The sequence below is a fragment of the Pseudomonas sp. C7.1 genome (genome assembly GCF_056312395.1).
In genome coordinates this window covers 3,611,799-3,629,683 of record NZ_JBWDTL010000003.1, presented here as the reverse complement: position 1 = coordinate 3,629,683, position 17,885 = coordinate 3,611,799, and the positions used below count along the sequence as shown (strand labels likewise).

The window sequence follows — 17,885 nt, the reverse complement described above, 5'->3', positions numbered from 1 at the left end:
TTGGTTTGAGGCGGTGGGTCGCCGCGATATGTCAGGGTAGGAGTCAGCTTGCTAGCGATCTGTTGTGCTGAAAATCGCCAGCAAGCGGGCTCCTACAAAAAATGCTTATTTTCTGGAGAAGTGCACCACCAGCTTGTCGCCGACGGTTTGTAGAATCTGTACCAGCACCAACAGCAGGATCACCGTCACCGCCATTACGTCCGGTTGATAACGCTGATAGCCATAACGCACCGCGAGATCACCCAGGCCGCCGCCGCCGATCAGGCCGCTCATGGCGGTGTAGGACACTAGGGTAATGGCGGTCACGGTTATGGCCGCGATGATGCCGGGCAGCGCCTCGGGTAGCAGCGCATTGACCACGATCTGCCGGGTGGTTGCCCCCATCGCCTGGGTCGCCTCGATAATGCCGCGATCAACTTCCCGCAGCGCGGTTTCCACCAGGCGTGCGAAGAATGGCGTGGCCCCGACTACCAGCGGCGGAATGGCGCCGGCGACGCCCAGCGAGGTGCCGGTGACGATCACCGTGAAAGGGATCATCACGATCAGCAGGATCACGAATGGCACCGAACGCAGGATATTTACCAGCAGCGAGAGAAAGCCGTAGAAGGCCTTCTGTTCGAACATTTGCCGTGGGCTGGTAAGGAATAGCAGCACGCCCAACGGCAGGCCGAGCAGCACGGTAAATAGCATGGAGCCGCCGAGCATGCTCAGGGTGTCCAGGCTGGCGTAACCGATTTCCGCCCAATCAACGTTGGGTAACAAACGAGTCAGTAGGGCGTCCATTAGCGCAGCACCTCCAGATGCACGTCGGCGGCTTCAAAGCGCGCCAGCGCGGCGTCCAGATCGCCGCCGGTCAGGGCCAGGGTCAACTGGCCGTAGGGGGTGTCCTTGATACGGTCGATGCGCCCGGCGAGGATGCTGTAATCCACCCCAGTCTCGCGGGCCACGGTGCCCAGCAGCGGCGCATAGGTGGCCTGGCCCTGGAAGGTCAGGCGCAGGATGCGCCCGGCGACGTGGGCAAAGTCATCGCGCTGTTCGTTCTCGTCGATCTGCTCGGCTTCCTGCACAAAGCGTTTAGTGGTGGCGTGCTGCGGGTGCAGAAACACCTCGGCCACAGTGCCGGACTCGACGATCACGCCGGCATCCATTACCGCCACGCGGTCGCAGACGCGGCGAATCACATCCATCTCGTGGGTGATCAGCACGATGGTCAGGTTCAGCTCGCGGTTGATCTCGGCCAGAAGCTGCAACACCGAGGCGGTGGTTTGCGGGTCGAGGGCGCTGGTGGCCTCGTCGCACAGTAGGATTTTCGGCTCGGTGGCCAGGGCGCGGGCGATGCCGACGCGTTGTTTCTGCCCGCCAGAGAGCTGCGCCGGGTACTTGTTAGCGTGGTCCTGCAGGCCGACGCGGGCCAGTAACTCGGTGACGCGGGTATTGATCGCGCTGCGCGGCAACTCACCGGCAAGCTTCAGCGGCAGGGCGACGTTGTCGGCGACGGTCTTGGATGACAGCAGGTTGAAGTGCTGGAAGATCATCCCGACCTGCTGACGGAAGCGGCGCAGGCCATTGGCGTCGAGTGCAGTGACGTCTTCACCGTCGATCTCGATGCGTCCGCCGGAAGGCTCTTCCAGGCGGTTGATCAGGCGCAGCAGGGTGCTTTTGCCGGCGCCGGAGTGACCGATGATGCCGAACACTTCGCCCCGGGCAATCTGCAGATCGCTCGGTTGCAACGCGGGGATGTCCTGACCACTGACGCGATACGCCTTGTGGACCTGGTGAAAGTTGATCACGGGATAAACCTTTTGGGTTTTCGGGCTGCCGGGTAGGCCGAAACGGCGGCTAGTCTACCCGGCGCTGGTTAGGTCGCAAAAATCTTTGTAGACCTATGGTTATAGCCAAATTGCATTAGCTGTCTGGCTGTTCTGGGCAGTGTAGCCAGCACTAATGCAAACGACCGGGCAAGCCCGGTCGTGGTCGCCGCGCCGCGCGTTTAACGCTGCGGGCTGAGCACCAGCTGCGGCACCTGAGCGGGTTTGATCACCTGGCTTATGCGCGGGCTGAAACTCGGGTCCAGGCGCTTGATCCGCGCATTGAGCAGGGACGCGACCCAGGGGAAATCCTTGGCCTGACGTACTTCAATACGCACCGCGCAATTGAACGCGACCATATCCGCCGCAACGCCGTCGAGCAGGCTGCGCAGGCGCTCGTTGTCCAGGTTATCCAGCATTGGCATGGCGATCACGCTGCTGAAGGCGGCGGGGTCGATCAGCCGAGCCTGCGGTTTGGCCGGTGCAGGCGCTTTGGCTGGCGGGGTATTCGGCAGCTGAGTGGCCTGAATCGCGGCGGCCTGACGTTCTGCAGCCAGACGCAACTGGCGCGCCTGTTCCAGGCGTGCGGCTTCGGCGCGGGCATCGGCCTGTTCAGTCGCACGGCGCTGCTGTTCGGCGGCGGCCAGTTTGGCTTCGCGGGCTTGGGCGATGGCGCCATCCAGGCCGGTGGTCAGCGCCGGTGCTTGCGGCATCAGGCTGCGAGCGCGGCTCAGGGCTTTGGTGGCGTTGTCCAGATCGCCGGCCTGCAGGGCTTTCTGGCCTTGGTGCAGATGGGCTTCGGCGAGCTGGCGCTGGTAGTGCTCAAGGCGCGTATCACCGGCAGCGCGTTGCTGCAGGCTGCCGAGCTGGCTTTCAGCGTTGCTCAGGTCGCCGCTGGCAAGGCTTTGATCAAGCTGGCGAAAGGCGCTGACCAGATCATCCACCGGCAGGTTGGCCGGCTGCGGCGGTGCGCTTTGGCAGCCAGCGAGCAGCAGAACCAGAAATGGCAAAAAATTACGAAAAGCCGACGTTTTCATTACTGCGCGTCTCGAATTGTGCAAAAAACGCGCAAGTTTACACTGCGCTGCCTGACACAACCAATCTTTCAGGCTGTGCGCCGTGGCAGGCTCCGGGTGGGTTAGCAACGCCATGCCCCGTACTTCCAGGCACCGCCCCTTTGGCGCTTCGCGTAACCCACCAGGCGATCTCCCGTGTTGCGCCGATGGTGGGTTACGGCGCAACGCCAAATCGCACAGGCCATCTAGCTTGTAACAAGCGCCTAACCCACATACGAGAAGCCGTTTAACCGCAGGTTTCAGGCGGTGCGCCGTGGCAGGGCAAAACTCAGTAAAAACAGTGTGGCTGCGCTGACCACGATGGACGGCCCGGCCGGGGTGTCCTGAAACCAGGACAGGCTCAGCCCGCCGCACACCGCGACGATGCCCAGCAGGCTGGCGCCGAAGGCCATCTGTTCCGGGGTGCGCGCATGGCGCTGGGCGGCAGCGGCGGGAATGATCAGCAGGGAGGTGATCAGCAGCACGCCGACGATTTTCATCGCCACGGCGATTACCACGGCGATCAACAACATCAGGCTCAGGCGAATCGCCGCCACCGGCAGGCCTTCGACCTTGGCCAGTTCCTCATGCACGGTAATCGCCAGCAGCGGCCGCCACAGCAGGGCCAGCAGCACCAGCACCAGCGCGCTGCCGCCGATGATCCAGGCCAGATCAGTGGGGCCGACGGCCAGCAAGTCGCCGAACAGGTAACCCATCAGGTCGATGCGCACATCCCGCATAAAGCTCAGCACCACCAGGCCCAGGGACAAAGTGCTGTGGGCGAGGATGCCGAGCAGGGTGTCCGAAGCCAGCGGCTGGCGGCTTTGTAGGGTCACCAGCAGCACGGCCAGCAGCACGCAGCCGACGGTTACCGCGAGGGTTGGGCTGACGTCGAGCATCAGACCGAGGGCGACGCCTAGCAGCGCTGCATGTGACAGGGTATCGCCGAAATAGGCCATGCGCCGCCACACCACAAAGGAGCCCAGTGGGCCGGCAACCAGCGCCAGGGCGAGGCCGGCGAGCAGGGCGTTGAGCAGAAAATCAGCCATGCTTGCAGCCATCTCCGTGGATATGCGGTTTTACTGGGCCTTTGATGCTCAGGCCGGCAGCGGCTTCGCTGACCACCGCGCCGTGCAGGTCGTGAGCGTGGTCATGGTGGTGGGTGTAGATCGCCAGGCTCTTGGCGTCCTCGCCGAACAGCTCGACAAAGGCCGGGTCGAAACTGACCTGCTCCGGATGCCCGGAGCAGCAGACATGGCGATTGAGGCAGACCACCTGGTCGGTGGTGCTCATCACCAGGTGCAGGTCGTGGGACACCATCAGCACGCCGCAACCATGACGGTCGCGCAGTTGGGTGATCAGCCGATACAGCTCGGCCTGGCCGGCAACATCTACGCCTTGCACCGGCTCATCCAGCACCAGCAGTTCCGGCTTGCGCAGCAGGGCGCGGGCCAGCAGCACGCGCTGTAGTTCGCCGCCAGAGATGCTTTGCAGTGGGCTATCGATCACCTGTTCGGCGCCGACTTCTGCCAGCGCTGCCTGCACATCGCTGCGCGTAACGCCCGGCACCAAGCGCAGAAAACGCAGGACCGAGAGCGGCAGGGTGGCATCCACATGCAGCTTCTGCGGCATATAGCCGACGCGCAGTTTGGGCTTGCGCCAGACGCTGCCTGTATCAGGCTTGAGCAGACCAAGTACGGCGCGCACCAGGGTGGTTTTGCCGGCGCCGTTGGGGCCAATCAGGGTGACGATTTCGCCGGGTTTTACGCTCAGCTGCACATCCTGCAGCACGCTCTGCCCGGCGAAAGTCACGCCCACTCCAGCGAGACGGATCAGGGCGTCGCTCATGCAGGCTCCTGGCAGCCTGCACAGAGGCCGACCACTTCCACTGTCTGGCTTTCCACGGCGAAGCCGACATCGGTCGCGCTGTTGATAATGGCGTCGCTGATCGTTGCCTGTTCCAACTCGATGGCTGCATTGCAGCCTCGGCAGATCAGAAACTGACCCTGGTGGGCGTGTTCCGGATGGCTACAACCGACAAAGGCGTTGAGGGAGGCGATGCGGTGCACCAGGCCGTTTTCCAGGAGGAAATCCAGCGCTCGGTATACCGTCGGCGGCGCGGCGCGGCGGCCGTCTGCATCACTTAATACGCCGAGGATGTCATAGGCGCCCAGCGGCTTGTGGCTGGCCCAGACCAGCTCCAGCACGCGTTTGCGCAAGGTAGTCAGGCGCAGCCCTTGGCGCGTGCAGATGCTTTCCGCCTCGGCCAGGGCATGGCTGACGCAGCGGGAATGGTCGTGTGGGCGTGAGGCCAGCGGTGCTTGAGTCATGGGCAACGACGAATAAGTTAAGAGACGTTATTATATTACCCGTTCCTTCCCGCTTGAGTGCTCCCCGTGTTGCGTCTTTTTCCGGCTTTAGGCCTGTTGTTGATCAGTTTTTCCCTGAGTTTCGCGGTCCAGGCCCAGTCTCAAACCCAGCTGCGCGTGCTGACCAGCATCAAGCCGCTGCAGCTGATTGCCGCTGCCGTGCAGGACGGTGTTGGCCAGCCCGATGTGCTGTTGCCGCCGGGCGCTTCGCCGCACCACTATGCGCTGCGCCCCTCCGATGTTCGCCGCGTGCGTGACGCCGACCTGCTGTATTGGATTGGCGCGGATCTGGAGAGCTTCCTGCCGCGCGTGCTGGCTGGCCGTGATAAACCCAGCGTGGCGGTGCAGGATGTGCCGGGTATGTCCCTGCGTCATTTTGGCGAGAGCGAAGGGCAACACGCCGAGCATCAGGATGATCACGCCGACGCCGACGCCGACGCCGACGCCGACGCCGACGCCGACGCCGACGCCGACCAGCATGACCATGCGCACCGCCCCGGCAGCCTGGATGCCCATCTCTGGTTACTACCGGCCAATGCCCGGGTAATTGCTGGCAAGATCGCCGCCGATCTGGCGCAGGCCGACCCGGCCAATGCCGCGCGTTATCAGGCCAATACCGAGGCGTTCGGCCAGCGTCTGGATGCGCTGGATCAACGTTTGAAAACCCGTCTGAACGGTCTGGCTGGCAAGCCCTACTTCGTTTTCCACGAAGCGTATGACTACTTCGAGGCCGCCTATGGCCTCAAACACGCCGGCGTGTTCAGCGTGCTCGGCGAGGTGCAGCCCGGCGCCCAGCATGTCGCCGCCATGCGCGAGCGCCTGCAACACGCCGGGCCGACCTGCGTTTTCAGTGAGCCGCCATTTCGCCCACGCCTGGCGCAAACCCTGACCGCCGGCCTGCCGGTCACCCTGGCTGAGCTGGACACCATGGGCGGCGCTTTGCCGGTGGATGCAAACGGCTATGAGGCCTTGCTGGAAAACCTGGCGGGTGAGCTGGCTGGATGTCTGGAGGCGCTGTAGGTCGGGTTGAGCTGCGCAGCAGCAAAGCCCAGCGATAGTGGGCTCTTGGGATTGTTGGGCTTCGCTCCGCTTAGCCCAACCTACGCATCAGCACTTTTTAGAACGCAAATGGCAGCGCCAAATCGACCTGCTGGCGTTGCGCCAGGCGTCGTTGGAATTCCGCTGGGTCATGGATCAGCACTTCTTGCCCGGCGAAGGACTCGGCGGCGATCAGGCGTGACAACCAGAAGCGCACACACGCGATGCGCAGCATGGCCGGCCATAGCTCGGCTTCTGCCGCCGTAAATGGCCGCAGCCCGGCATAGGCGCCGAGCAGCGCTTGCGCGCGTTTGCTGTCCAGGCTGCCATCGGCACAAGAGCACCAGTCGTTCAGGGCAATCGCCAGGTCATAGAGCATCGGTCCCGAGCAGGCGTTGTAGAAGTCGATCACCCCGGCCAGGTGGTTGCCGTCGAACAGTACGTTGTCGCGGAACAGATCGGCATGCAGGTTGGCCTGCGACAAGGCGAGGATGCGCGGTTTGAGTGTGTGGATTTCCGCCAGCGCGTCGCGTAGCAGGGGCAACTGATCAGGGGGCAGCTGCAAGGCTAGGCTCGGTCCTTCGGCGAGCATCCAATCCAGACCCCGATCACTCTTGCGCGGCAGCGGCTGATTGTGCGTGGCCAGGTGGATGCGCGCCAGCAGTGCGCCGACTTCCTGGCAGTGATGCGGATTGGCTTCGTGTACATGCTTGCCGGCCAGGCGCGGCTGGAGCAGCGCCGGCTTTTGCGCCAGGCTGCGCAGCGCCTCGCCGCTGACCGTGCGCAGGGCGTACGGCACCGGCAGGCCGGCGTCGTGCAGCACGTCGAGCAGTTCGATAAAGAACGGCAGGTCGGCACTTGGGCCGCGCTCGATCAGGGTCAGAACGAATTCGCCCTGTTCCAGGCTGACGAAGAAATTGCTGTTCTCGCTGCCCGCAGCAATGCCCTGGAAGTCGCGCAAACGACCCAGGCCATAGGGGGCGAGAAACACCTCGAGCTCGTGGCGCTCAAGCGGGGTAAACACCGACATTACAGAACTGCCTTCTTACCAGCTGAAAATTTCCCAGGCCGGAATCAACATATCCGGGCTGTCCGAACGGACGAAGTTGCCATCGCTGCCATCGGCGCGTACCAGAAAGTACGGTTTACCGCCTTTGGGGATGACCTTGACCGCGTAGAGAAAACCGTTGACCCGGTATTCATGGATGGTCTTATCGCCGTCCTGGCGAATGGTTACGTCCGGGTCGGCCGAAACCGGGTCTTCGGCGTGGGCGACCAGGGTGGTGAATGCCAGCAGGCTGGCGAGCAACAGGCGATTGAGTGCGCGCATGATAACCTTGTCCCTTTGATTCCAATGGTGCGGCCATTCTACCGCCGCCCCCGCCGAAAAGGTTGATCCTGCTCATGAGCCAAGCCCCTCTCGTTCTGGTTGACGGTTCGTCTTACCTTTACCGTGCCTTCCACGCGCTGCCGCCGCTGACCACCTCCAAGGGCTTGCCCACCGGTGCGGTGAAGGGCGTGCTGAACATGCTTAAGAGCCTGCGCAAGCAGTACCCGAAAAGCCCGTTTGCCGTTGTATTCGACGCCAAGGGCGGGACTTTTCGCGACGAAATGTTCGCTGACTACAAGGCTAATCGTCCGTCGATGCCTGATGAGCTGCGCGTACAGGTCGAGCCGCTGCATGCCAGCGTCAAAGCCATGGGTTATCCGCTGCTGTGCGTCGAGGGCGTTGAGGCCGATGACGTAATCGGCACCCTGGCCCGTCAATGCGCGGCCGAGGGGCGCGATGTGGTGATCTCCACCGGTGACAAGGACATGGCCCAGCTGGTTTGCCCGCACGTTACGCTGGTCAACACCATGACCGGTAGCGTCTACGACATCGATGGCGTGAAAGCGAAATTCGGGGTCGGTCCTGAGCTGATCATCGATTACCTGGCGCTGATGGGCGACAAGGTCGACAACATACCTGGCGTGCCGGGCGTCGGCGAAAAGACTGCGTTGGGCCTGCTGGTCGGGGTCGGTGGCGGCCTGGATGTGCTCTACGCCAACCTCGATAAAGTGCCGGAACTGCCGATCCGTGGCGCCAAGACCCTGCCGGCCAAACTCGTCGAACATAAGGACATGGCGTATCTGTCCTACGCCCTGGCGACCATCAAACTGGATGTGCCGCTGAATATCGCCATCGAGTCGCTGCACCCGGGCGAGATGGACGTAGCTGCACTGGTCGAGCTGTACGCCGAGCTGGAATTCAAAACCTGGCGCGATGAACTGCTGCGCAGCAATCCAGCCCCGGTGGCGAAGGCTTCTGTCGCAGCGCCTGGCGATGATCTATTTGCCTTGGCCCCCAGTGCTAATGCTGCCGCTGCACAGGCCGTTGAAGCGCCGACAGTCGAAGCGCCAGCTACTGAGCAGCCCACGGCGGCGGCTCTGGGCGATTACCTGTGCATTCTCGATCAGGCAGAGTTCGACAAATGGCTGGAGAAGCTGCGCAACGCCGAGCTAATCGCCTTCGACACTGAAACCACTGGCCTGGACGCACAAAAGGCCCAGTTAGTCGGCCTGTCCTTTGCGGTCAAAGCGGGCGAAGCGGCCTATATCCCGGTCGCGCACTCCTATATGGGCGTGCCGACTCAGCTTGATCGCGATACGGTGCTCAAGGCGCTAAAGCCGATTCTCGAAGACCCGAACAAAGCCAAGGTCGGTCAGCACGCCAAGTACGACATCAATATCCTCGCCAATGCCTCGACGCCGATCCATGTGCAGGGTGTGGCCTTTGACACCATGCTCGAATCCTATGTGTTGGATGCCACCGCGACCCGCCACGATATGGACAGCCTGGCGCTCAAGTACCTGGACCACAGCAATATCCGCTTCGAGGACATCGCCGGCAAAGGCGCCAAGCAGCTGACCTTCGACCAGATCGACCTGGCCCAGGCCGCGCCCTATGCCGCCGAAGATGCCGACGTAACCCTGCGCTTGCATCAACACCTGTGGGCCAAGCTGTCGGCTGAACCGAGCCTGGCTAAGGTGCTGCAGGAAATCGAAATGCCGCTGGTGCCGGTGCTGGCGCGCATTGAGCGCCAGGGCGCGCTGGTGGATGCCAACTTGCTCGGCCTGCAAAGCAACGAGCTGGGTGAGAAACTGGTGGCCCTGGAGCGTCAGGCCTTCGAGATTGCTGGGGAGGAATTCAATCTGGCTTCGCCCAAGCAGCTCGGCGTGATTCTTTACGAGAAACTCGGCCTGCCGGTGATCAGTAAAACCGCCAAGGGTCAGGCCTCAACGGCTGAAGCGGTGCTCGCCGAACTGGCCGAGCAGGACTTCGAATTGCCCAAGGTACTGATGCAGTACCGTACCCTGAGCAAGCTCAAGAGCACCTACACCGACCGCCTGCCGGAGCAGATCAACCCGCGCACCGGACGCATCCACACCAGCTATCACCAGGCCGTGGCCGCTACCGGGCGTTTGTCGTCCACCGACCCGAATTTGCAGAACATCCCGATCCGCACCGCCGAAGGCCGGCGTATTCGCCAGGCCTTTGTCGCGCCGAAGGGCTACAAGCTGCTGGCGGCGGACTATTCGCAGATCGAGCTGCGCATCATGGCCCATCTGGCCAAGGACGAAAGCCTGCTGGATGCCTTCCGCCACGGCCGCGATGTGCACAAAGCCACGGCCGCCGAGGTGTTTGGTGTACCGCTGGATGAGGTCACAGGTGATCAGCGCCGCAGCGCCAAGGCGATTAACTTCGGTCTGATCTACGGCATGAGCGCCTTTGGCCTGGCCAAGCAGATCGGCTGTGACCGCAAGCAGGCGCAGGCGTATATCGATGTGTACTTCGCCCGCTATCCCGGCGTGCTGGCCTATATGGAGCGCACCCGCGAGCAGGCGTCCGAGCAAGGCTATGTGGAAACCCTGTTTGGCCGTCGCCTGTATCTGCCGGATATCCACGCAAAGAACCAGGCGCTGCGCAAAGGCGCAGAACGCACCGCGATCAACGCGCCGATGCAGGGCTCCGCAGCGGACATCATCAAGCGCGCCATGGTCACGGTGGACAACTGGTTGAGCGAATCCGGCCTGGATGCCAAAGTCATCCTGCAGGTGCACGATGAGCTGGTGCTTGAGGTGCGCGAGGATCTTGTCGAGCAGGTGCGCGAGCAGATCAAGCCGCTGATGGGTGACGCCGCTGCGCTGGATGTGCCGCTGCTGGTGGAAGTGGGAGTAGGCGATAACTGGGATGAAGCCCATTGATTGTTGTCAGCAGCCTCGCTGCAGCGCCCAGGCGGCGGGCGCTAAAGGCGCATGAGTATCAATAAGGTTCTGCTTATAACTAATTAATTCCGTAGCAAGCCTGAACTTTGCTTTGGCTTGGCCACTCAGAGTTTGTGAATGGCCTAGACAACCATTCGATGCTCCTTTGTTGTGTTAAGTGTTGGCAGATTCTGGACCCCGCCCTAGCGGTTCAGATGTTGAACCCCGAAACTTCCCTCCCCCATAAGAGGTTTCGGGGTTTTTTTATGACTGCCAGCCAACGAGCGCGCTCATCAGGCGTCGGTTTCTTCGTCATCCGGCAGGGCAAACTCGCCCAGTTGCATCCACTGTGCGAGTACTTCCTGGGCATCTTCGATGCCAATGCGCTTGGGTGCGGAGAACAGCTGGATGCTCACGCGGTCGCCCCAACGCTGGTGAATGTCCTGGCGCACCTTGAGCAAAGTGGTTTTCGCCGCACCAAAAGCCAGCTTGTCGGCCTTGGTCAGCAGGATGTGCATGGGCATTTCGCTGGCGGCGGACCAATCGAGCATGAGGATATCGAACTCGGTCAGCGGCTTGCGGATATCCATCATCAACATCAGCCCGCGCAGGCATTCACGGCTGCCGAGGTAGGCTTCCAGGTGTTTTTGCCAATGCAGTTTCAGCGGGATCGGCACCTTGGCGTAGCCATAACCCGGCAGGTCGACCAGGCGGCGCTCTTCGTCGAGTTTGAAGAAGTTGAGCAGCTGAGTGCGCCCTGGCGTCTTCGAGGTACGTGCCAGGCTGGCGTGGGTCAGGGTGTTCAGCGCGCTGGATTTACCGGCGTTGGAGCGCCCGGCAAAGGCCACTTCATGGCCGAAATCTTCCGGGCACTGGTCAACTTTGGCCGCGCTGATAAAGAAAGTAGCCTGTTGGCACAGACCGATAATGGGGTTCTTGGCTTGCATCTGGGTATCCGTGAGGGCGAGCGTAGGGTGGCGTTACAGGCGCGATGCCCTTGCGACATTTGCGCGCAGCCTGCTTGTTGGTGCGTAGTGCGGCAAGCTGCGTCGTTTCAGTTTCAATGACGCCAGTATATAATGGCGCAGATTTTGTGTGCGCTTTCTACCGCTGTTGGATAAGTGTTCACGGGAACGATTTAGATCATCTGCCCACAGAAAGCAGTACGTTCCCCTCCCTGATGAGGTTGATCTGATGAAAAACTTGCTGATTGCAGCCAGTGTATTGATGCTGTCGTTAAGTGCTCAGGCTGCGCAGGACCCAGAAGCCGTCTACGCGCGGTCTTGTGGGGTGTGTCATAACGGGGCGATCCCGACTGCGCCGCTGAAAGGCGACAAAGCTGCCTGGGAGCCACGCCTGGCCAAGGGCATGGATGCACTGGTACTGAGCGTTACCAATGGCTTGAACGCTATGCCGCCACGCGGATTGTGCATGGATTGCACGGCCGAGGATTACCAAGCGGTCATCAAGTTGATGACCGAGTAAGCCCGGCTTATAAACTCTTTCTCTTAGCCGCAAATTGGATTAGCTGATGAACAAAGTAATCGTGAGTCTGCTGTTGACCCTGGGCATCACCGGTCTGGCACATGCCGCAGGCAATGCTGAAACCGGTCAGGGTAAGGTTGTTGTGTGTGGTGCTTGCCATGCTGCCGATGGTAATAGCGCTGCGCCGAACTTCCCGAAACTGGCTGGTCAAGGCGAGCGTTACTTGCTCAAGCAGCTAAATGACATCAAGTCTGGCGCACGTCCTATTGTGGAAATGACCGGCTTGCTGGATAACATGAGCGACCAAGATCTGGAGGATATATCGGCCTACTACGCCAGTCAGCAGATGAGCGTTGGCGCCGCCGACCCGAAACTGCTTGAGCGTGGCGGCGAGTTGTTCCGTGGCGGCAAACTGGCTGAAGGCATGCCTGCCTGCATCGGCTGCCATTCGCCGAACGGCGCTGGCTTGGATGCTGCTGGTTACCCGCAGTTAGGTGGCCAGCACGCAACCTACATTGCCAAGCAGCTGACTGACTTCCGCGAAGGCAACCGCACCAATGACGGCGACAGCATGATCATGCGTTCCATCGCCGCCAAGCTGAGCAACAAGGATATCGAAGCGGTCTCCAGCTTTATCCAGGGTCTGCATTGATCGGTTAACACCGCGACATGTCGTAATAAAATAGGGTGGCTCAGGCCACCCTTTTTCGTTGTGGCCATCGCTACAATGCACGGAACCCCAGTTTGCTTCGCGGGTCGAACTTCGGTTCGTCATCACGCACCGTCTATAGCCAAGGAGTAACGCATGCGTAACCTCATCCTCAGTGCCACTCTCGTCACCGCCAGCCTGTTTGGCCTGAGCGCTCATGCCGAGCCGATTGAAGCGGGCAAGCAGTATGTTGAGCTGAACAACCCGGTTGCGGTTGCCAAGCCCGGCAAGATCGAAGTGGTGGAGCTGTTCTGGTACGGCTGTGGCCATTGCTACCAGTTTGAAGAAACCATCAATCCGTGGATCGATACCCTGCCGAGCGATGTCAACTTTGTGCGCATCCCAGCCATGTTCGGCGGCATGTGGAACGTCCACGGCCAGCTATTTATCACCCTTGAGGCGATGAAAGCCGAGCACAAGGTGCATGCTGCAGTGTTCGACGCTATCCATGTGCAGGGCAAGAAGCTCGCGACCCCAGAAGAGATGGCCGACTTCCTGGCGGCCGAAGGTATCGACAAGGACGCCTTCCTCAAGACCTACAACTCCTTCGGCGTAAAGAGTCAGCTGGAAAAAGCCAAGAAACTGGCCATGGCTTACCAGATCACTGGCGTGCCGGTGATGATCGTCAATGGCAAATACCGTTTCGACATCAGCAGCTCGGGCGGTCCGCAACAAGCACTGCAAGTAGCTGATCACCTGATCGCCAAAGAACGCGCCGCGCAGTAATCGGCGTGCGCGGATAACGCGTAATGCTCAGGCGCTGGCCAGCCAGACGAGCGATTGACCTGTGCGATCCACGGGTCAATCCCGGTTGCGTGCCAGCGCATGACTGGCCGCAGAATGGCAGCCTGCGGCTGCTCAGCTTCAATATTCAGGTCGGTATCAGCACCCAGCGTTACCACCATTACCTGACGCGCAGCTGGCAGCATGTGCTGCCGCATGCCGGGCGCAGCGGCAATCTGCAACGGATTGGCGACTTGCTCGGGGACTTCGACCTGGTCGCGCTGCAGGAGGTCGATGGCGGCAGCCTGCGTTCGGGCTACGTCAACCAGGTCGAACACCTCGCCCACCTCGGCGCCTTCCCTTACTGGTATCAGCAACTCAACCGCAACCTTGGCCGCCTGGCGCAGCACAGCAATGGCGTGCTCAGCCGTTTGCGTCCCAGTTTGCTGGAAGATCATCCGTTGCCCGGCCCGCCCGGCCGTGGCGCGATGTTGCTGCGCCTGGGCGAAGGGCCGGACGCGGTTGCCGTGGTGATGATGCACCTGTCCCTTGGCGCGCGCACTCGCACCCGTCAGTTGGCCTATATCCGCGAACTGCTGAGTGGCTATCAGCACTTGGTATTGATGGGCGATATGAACACTCATGCCAATGACCTGCTGCAGCATTCGCCGCTGCGCGATCTTGATCTGGTGGCGCCGCAGATCGAGGCGACCTTCCCCAGCTGGCGGCCGCAGCGCTGCCTTGACCATATTTTGCTAAGCCCAGGCTTGCCGCTGGAGCGCTGTGAAGTGCTGTCACAGCCGATTTCTGATCACCTGCCGGTGGCCGTACAAATTCGTTTACCCACTTCGCTCTATAGGCCGGCAACGCCTATGCTGATTGAGCCTTAAACGTGGATAGCAACCATGACTGACGATGCCCAGCGCTGGAAAAGCAAGTACCTGGAAAGCCTGGAACAACAAGAAAAGCTCGAACGCAGCTGGGATGCCCGGCTCGACCTGCTGAGACGCGGCCTCGTGCGCAGCTCGCTGGCCGCCGAGGGCAGTGACAAGTCGGTCGACCAATGCATGCAGGAACTGCGCGATATTCTGCGTCGCGACGATATCGATGCCGGTCTGTCGGCGCTTATTCCGCGCCTGGAAAAAGCCGTGCTGGACTCGGAAAAGCGCCGTCAGGATCGCGTCGAGCAGAACATCTCCGGGGTCACCAGCCTGACCGACCAACTGCTCGCGCTGGATCCGCCACGCGAGGTACGCAAGGCGCTCAAGCAGTTTGCCAAGCGCATCGAGGAGCGCGCCAGCCAGCCGCGCGAACTGCCGGCGCTGCTCAGTGAATTGAGCAGTCTGCAGCAGCAGGCTCTGGCGGCGCTTGAGGGTGAGGCTAGCCCCGCGCGTCCGGGTTTCTTGCAGCGGCTGTTTGGTGGCAAGGAGGCTGTGCCCGGCAGCCCTGCTGGCAACGATGCTGCGGAGGCCGCTATGCCGCCCGCAGCTCCTGCTCCGACTGTTGCCGCGCAGCCTGAAGCCACAGCACCGGCTGCTGAAGCGCCGGTAAGCCCGAGCAATGATGCGTCGGGGTTTGTAGCACCTGTCACACCAAGCTCGGCGTCAGAGCCACAGCCTGCAGCGCCAGTAACGCCCAGCCCCGCAGCGACGCCTGCAGCTGCTGCCCCCATCCCGGGTGCCGGTGATCCAGCCTACGCTCTGCCGGAAATCCCCGAGCCGGGTTATAGCGCCGTCGCCCCACATATCGGCGAAAGCCTGATGGGTCTGCTCGCTGAGCTGGAGCTGCCAGAACGCCATCAGCCGCAGGGAGAGGCATTGCGTCAGCGCGTGCAGGGTGGCCTGAACTGGTACGAGTTGGTGTCAGTGCTGGACGATCTGGCGGTGCTGGTGCTGGCCGTTACTGACAGCGGTCAGCGCGAATTTGCCACTTACCTGAAGCAGCTCAACGAACGTCTGGCGGCGTTTCTCGGCACCCTCAGTGAGGCCCATGAGGGCTACAGCGAGTCGGTGGAAAGCGCGCGCACCTTCAATCAGGAACTGCGCGAGCAGGTCAGTGGCTTGCAGGCCAGCGTGCAGGATGCGGTCGATCTGCCGACCCTCAAGCAGTCACTGGAGGCGCGCCTGGAAGGGTTGCTCGGTACTGTTAGCGCACACCAGAAACACCGCGACGGTCATGAGAAAGAAGTAGCACAGCGTCTGCAAAACCTGACCCAAAAGGTCGCCGATATGGAGCAGGAAACGCAGGGCCTGCGCGATCACCTCGAAGAACAGCGGCAAAAAGCCCTGATTGACCCGCTGACAGGCCTGCCCAATCGTGCCGGTTGGGGCGAGCGCCTGGAGCTGGAGATGGCGCGCTGGAAGCGCTATGGCGGCGAGTTGCTGCTGGCGGTGCTGGATATTGATCACTTCAAGCGGATTAATGATGGCTACGGCCATCTGGCCGGCGACAAAGTGCTGAAGATCATTGCCGGCGAGCTGGCCAAGCGCTTGCGTAAAACTGACTTTATTGCCCGTTTTGGCGGTGAGGAGTTTGTCCTGTTGATTCCCTCAACGCCCATGGACGGCGGTCACCAACTGTTGCAAACCCTGCTCGATGGCGTCGAGCAGTGCCCATTTCACTTCCGTGGTGAGCGCGTGACCATCACCCTGTCGGCTGGCCTGACCGCCTTTGCCGGTGAGGAAGGCAGCGACAAGGTGTTCGAGCGCGCTGATCAGGCGCTGTACCGCGCCAAGAGCGGTGGGCGTAACCGAGTGGAGCTAAGCTAGCAGGCCGTTAAAAAACGTAGGCGAGGCAGCCAGCGCAAGGCAAAAACAGGCGAAAAAGCGGAGTTTACGAGCTGTAAATGAGCATTTTGAGACTGTTTTTAACGCCGCGATGGCAACGCAGGTAGTTTTTCAACAGCCTGCGAGCCCGACTCAGGCCACGGCGTGCAGATAAGGCTTCCAGCTCTCTGGAATGCTCTCCAGTTGTGGGTAACCGAGGCTGCGCAGATGCCCGCCGGCGAGCAGGAAAGGTGTATGCCGCAGCGCCTGTGGCACATCGCGCAGCTCCGGTAGCCAAAGGCTGATGTACTGCGCCTCGGGGTCGTATTCACGGGCCTGGCGCAGGGCATTGAACACCCGGTTGTGCCGTGGATCGTTGCCCACGCCGGCTAAATAGGCCCAGTTGCCCCAGTTGCTGGCTGGGTCGTAATCGATCAGGTGTTCCTCGAACCAGGCTGCGCCGTGGCGCCAATCCTGCTGCAAATCATTGATCAGGTAGCTGGCGACCACCTGACGGCCGCGATTGGACATAAAGCCGGTGGCGGCCAGTTCGCGCATATTGGCATCTATCAGCGGCATGCCTGTGCGCCCGTGCGCCCAGTCCTGAAAACGCTGATCCAATTGTTGCGGCGCGCGCTCGGTGGCTTTCAGGCCGCCGGCTTTGAACAGTGCGCTGCCGTGGCGTGTGAGGGTCCAGCGGAAGAAATCCCGCCAGAGCATTTCGACCCACAGCCAGTGGGTCGAATCGTTGCGTTTGTACTGCGCCTCATGCCGACGCAATTCGGCTACCACACGCCGTGCGGACAGGCTGCCGTTGGCCAGCCAGGGCGAGAATTTCGACGAGTACTCGCTGCCGATCATGCCGTTGCGGGTGTCCTTGTACTGCCGCACGCCTTGGGTTTTCCAGAGGTAGTCCCGCAACCGGCTCAGCGCAGCGGGTTCGCCACCTGAGAAGGGGAAAGCACTGGCGGGTACGCTGAGCGGTTCGCCCAGACCCAGCAGGGTCAGTGTCGGCAACGGTTGCATCAATGCCAGCGCGCCATCGGGCAGCCCCGGTAACCGGTCAGGCGCTTGCCGTGGCTGGAACACCTTCAGGCTTTCTTCCACCAGGCTGCGGAATTGGCTGAATACGTGCGGCAATTGCTCGACAGCGAAGGGCAGTTCATCTGTGCGCAGCAGGTTGTTGGCTGGGGCTTGCTGCAGCGCAACGTCGCCAAGACGACGGGCCACGCGCACCACCTGGGCGCGTTCGTCCGGGGCGATTTCCTCCAGGGTCAGCACCTGGTTCAGATTGAACTGGGCGACCAGCTGGGGAATTGCCTGTTCCGCCGCGCCGATAACCACCAGCAGGTGCGAGCCGCGCTGGCGTAATTCGCCTTCCAGTGCCACCAGGCTTTCCAGGAGAAAGCGCGCACGGTGTACGCCCATACGACGCATGCCGCGTTCGTTGGGCTGCAGCAGCTCGGGGTCCAGGACATATACCGGCAGCAGGCATGCGGCGGTCAGGCCCGCTTGCAGCGCGGGGTGGTCATCAAGGCGTAGATCCTGTTTAAACCACAGCAATGCGCGCATGGTGTTGATCTCCCGGTTGGGGCAAAGTTGTACAAAGTCAGTGCTTGTACAGCTTTAAGCTTAGCACTGCCATTCGTGCCTCGTCCAAGCAATGGACCAGCGTGGAGGTTCTATTG

The 17,885-nt window shown here is 61.5% G+C and carries 17 protein-coding genes; 7 read left to right on the top strand and 10 right to left on the bottom strand.

Annotated elements, in window-relative coordinates:
- Positions 1-105: 105 nt before the first annotated feature.
- From AC0T4W_RS20305 to AC0T4W_RS20280, 6 genes are all read right to left on the bottom strand, one after another.
- Entirely contained in the window at positions 106-783 is a 678-nt protein-coding gene (locus AC0T4W_RS20305) for a methionine ABC transporter permease (protein WP_411178192.1), read from the bottom strand.
- Entirely contained in the window at positions 783-1,790 is a 1,008-nt protein-coding gene (locus AC0T4W_RS20300; RefSeq protein ID WP_476322098.1) for a methionine ABC transporter ATP-binding protein, read from the bottom strand. Before AC0T4W_RS20300 ends, AC0T4W_RS20305 begins: the two co-directional genes overlap by 1 nt.
- Before the next feature lie 200 nt (positions 1,791-1,990).
- Positions 1,991-2,845 (bottom strand): PA5502 family lipoprotein, encoded by an 855-nt coding sequence (locus tag AC0T4W_RS20295; protein ID WP_476322095.1) that lies wholly within the window; start codon positions 2,843-2,845, stop codon positions 1,991-1,993.
- 278 nt (positions 2,846-3,123) lie between these two features.
- Positions 3,124-3,912, bottom strand: coding sequence for a zinc ABC transporter permease subunit ZnuB (znuB, locus tag AC0T4W_RS20290; RefSeq protein ID WP_476322092.1), 789 nt, complete (start codon positions 3,910-3,912; stop codon positions 3,124-3,126).
- Positions 3,905-4,711 carry a zinc ABC transporter ATP-binding protein ZnuC gene (gene znuC / locus AC0T4W_RS20285; RefSeq protein WP_476322090.1) on the bottom strand — a complete coding sequence of 269 codons (807 nt, stop codon included), beginning with the start codon at positions 4,709-4,711 and terminating at the stop codon, positions 3,905-3,907. Before znuC ends, znuB begins: the two co-directional genes overlap by 8 nt.
- Positions 4,708-5,193, bottom strand: coding sequence for a Fur family transcriptional regulator (locus AC0T4W_RS20280; RefSeq protein WP_476322088.1), 486 nt, complete (start codon positions 5,191-5,193; stop codon positions 4,708-4,710). The genes znuC and AC0T4W_RS20280 overlap by 4 nt, the downstream gene beginning before the upstream one ends.
- Positions 5,194-5,259: 66 nt before the next feature.
- Here AC0T4W_RS20280 and znuA point away from each other — a divergent pair, with 66 nt between their 5' ends.
- Positions 5,260-6,252: a zinc ABC transporter substrate-binding protein ZnuA gene (gene znuA, locus AC0T4W_RS20275; protein ID WP_476322086.1), complete on the top strand. Its 993-nt coding sequence runs from the start codon at positions 5,260-5,262 to the stop codon at positions 6,250-6,252.
- Between the two features lie 97 nt (positions 6,253-6,349).
- On the opposite strand, the gene AC0T4W_RS20270 is transcribed toward znuA, so the two are convergent.
- Positions 6,350-7,300, bottom strand: a complete 951-nt coding sequence (locus AC0T4W_RS20270) for a homoserine kinase (RefSeq protein WP_476322084.1) — start codon at positions 7,298-7,300, stop codon at positions 6,350-6,352.
- Positions 7,301-7,315: 15 nt separating this feature from the next.
- Positions 7,316-7,600 carry a DUF2782 domain-containing protein gene (locus AC0T4W_RS20265; RefSeq protein ID WP_275959918.1) on the bottom strand — a complete coding sequence of 95 codons (285 nt, stop codon included), beginning with the start codon at positions 7,598-7,600 and terminating at the stop codon, positions 7,316-7,318.
- A gap of 74 nt (positions 7,601-7,674) precedes the next feature.
- Here AC0T4W_RS20265 and polA point away from each other — a divergent pair, with 74 nt between their 5' ends.
- Complete coding sequence (gene polA, locus AC0T4W_RS20260) at positions 7,675-10,515, top strand: DNA polymerase I (protein WP_476322082.1); 2,841 nt, start codon at positions 7,675-7,677, stop codon at positions 10,513-10,515.
- A 293-nt stretch (positions 10,516-10,808) separates the two neighbouring features.
- Here polA and yihA read toward each other — a convergent pair whose 3' ends face one another.
- Positions 10,809-11,462, bottom strand: a complete 654-nt coding sequence (gene yihA, locus AC0T4W_RS20255; RefSeq protein WP_476322080.1) for a ribosome biogenesis GTP-binding protein YihA/YsxC — start codon at positions 11,460-11,462, stop codon at positions 10,809-10,811.
- A 247-nt stretch (positions 11,463-11,709) separates the two neighbouring features.
- Here yihA and AC0T4W_RS20250 point away from each other — a divergent pair, with 247 nt between their 5' ends.
- The 5 genes from AC0T4W_RS20250 to AC0T4W_RS20230 all read left to right on the top strand — a co-directional run bounded on the left by AC0T4W_RS20250 (position 11,710) and on the right by AC0T4W_RS20230 (position 16,200).
- Positions 11,710-12,000, top strand: a complete 291-nt coding sequence (locus AC0T4W_RS20250; protein ID WP_476322078.1) for a c-type cytochrome — start codon at positions 11,710-11,712, stop codon at positions 11,998-12,000.
- A 46-nt stretch (positions 12,001-12,046) separates the two neighbouring features.
- A complete protein-coding gene (locus AC0T4W_RS20245; RefSeq protein ID WP_476322076.1) occupies positions 12,047-12,652 on the top strand; it encodes a c-type cytochrome in 606 nt (201 codons plus the stop codon).
- 153 nt (positions 12,653-12,805) lie between these two features.
- Positions 12,806-13,435, top strand: coding sequence for a thiol:disulfide interchange protein DsbA/DsbL (locus tag AC0T4W_RS20240; RefSeq protein WP_476322074.1), 630 nt, complete (start codon positions 12,806-12,808; stop codon positions 13,433-13,435).
- 23 nt (positions 13,436-13,458) lie between these two features.
- On the top strand, positions 13,459-14,322 hold the full coding sequence (locus AC0T4W_RS20235) for an endonuclease/exonuclease/phosphatase family protein (RefSeq protein WP_476322072.1): 864 nt from the start codon (positions 13,459-13,461) through the stop codon (positions 14,320-14,322).
- A gap of 15 nt (positions 14,323-14,337) precedes the next feature.
- Positions 14,338-16,200, top strand: coding sequence for a sensor domain-containing diguanylate cyclase (locus AC0T4W_RS20230; protein WP_476322070.1), 1,863 nt, complete (start codon positions 14,338-14,340; stop codon positions 16,198-16,200).
- 150 nt (positions 16,201-16,350) lie between these two features.
- Here AC0T4W_RS20230 and AC0T4W_RS20225 read toward each other — a convergent pair whose 3' ends face one another.
- The gene (locus AC0T4W_RS20225; RefSeq protein ID WP_476322068.1) at positions 16,351-17,769 is read right to left on the bottom strand and encodes a DASH family cryptochrome; all 1,419 of its coding nucleotides are present in this window, start codon (positions 17,767-17,769) and stop codon (positions 16,351-16,353) included.
- Between the last annotated feature and the right edge of the window lie 116 nt (positions 17,770-17,885).

Excerpts from the sequence above, each read along its gene's own strand:
- AC0T4W_RS20225 (WP_476322068.1), bottom strand. The coding sequence starts at position 17,769 with ATGCGCGCATTGCTGTGGTTTAAACAGGATCTACGCCTTGATGACCAC.
- AC0T4W_RS20265 (WP_275959918.1), bottom strand. The coding sequence starts at position 7,600 with ATGCGCGCACTCAATCGCCTGTTGCTCGCCAGCCTGCTGGCATTCACC.
- znuB (WP_476322092.1), bottom strand. The coding sequence starts at position 3,912 with ATGGCTGATTTTCTGCTCAACGCCCTGCTCGCCGGCCTCGCCCTGGCG.
- polA (WP_476322082.1), top strand. The coding sequence starts at position 7,675 with ATGAGCCAAGCCCCTCTCGTTCTGGTTGACGGTTCGTCTTACCTTTAC.
- yihA (WP_476322080.1), bottom strand. The coding sequence starts at position 11,462 with ATGCAAGCCAAGAACCCCATTATCGGTCTGTGCCAACAGGCTACTTTC.
- AC0T4W_RS20250 (WP_476322078.1), top strand. The coding sequence starts at position 11,710 with ATGAAAAACTTGCTGATTGCAGCCAGTGTATTGATGCTGTCGTTAAGT.
- AC0T4W_RS20305 (WP_411178192.1), bottom strand. The coding sequence starts at position 783 with ATGGACGCCCTACTGACTCGTTTGTTACCCAACGTTGATTGGGCGGAA.
- AC0T4W_RS20280 (WP_476322088.1), bottom strand. The coding sequence starts at position 5,193 with ATGACTCAAGCACCGCTGGCCTCACGCCCACACGACCATTCCCGCTGC.
- AC0T4W_RS20235 (WP_476322072.1), top strand. The coding sequence starts at position 13,459 with ATGCTCAGGCGCTGGCCAGCCAGACGAGCGATTGACCTGTGCGATCCA.
- AC0T4W_RS20270 (WP_476322084.1), bottom strand. The coding sequence starts at position 7,300 with ATGTCGGTGTTTACCCCGCTTGAGCGCCACGAGCTCGAGGTGTTTCTC.
- AC0T4W_RS20295 (WP_476322095.1), bottom strand. The coding sequence starts at position 2,845 with ATGAAAACGTCGGCTTTTCGTAATTTTTTGCCATTTCTGGTTCTGCTG.
- AC0T4W_RS20240 (WP_476322074.1), top strand. The coding sequence starts at position 12,806 with ATGCGTAACCTCATCCTCAGTGCCACTCTCGTCACCGCCAGCCTGTTT.
- AC0T4W_RS20245 (WP_476322076.1), top strand. The coding sequence starts at position 12,047 with ATGAACAAAGTAATCGTGAGTCTGCTGTTGACCCTGGGCATCACCGGT.
- znuC (WP_476322090.1), bottom strand. The coding sequence starts at position 4,711 with ATGAGCGACGCCCTGATCCGTCTCGCTGGAGTGGGCGTGACTTTCGCC.
- AC0T4W_RS20230 (WP_476322070.1), top strand. The coding sequence starts at position 14,338 with ATGACTGACGATGCCCAGCGCTGGAAAAGCAAGTACCTGGAAAGCCTG.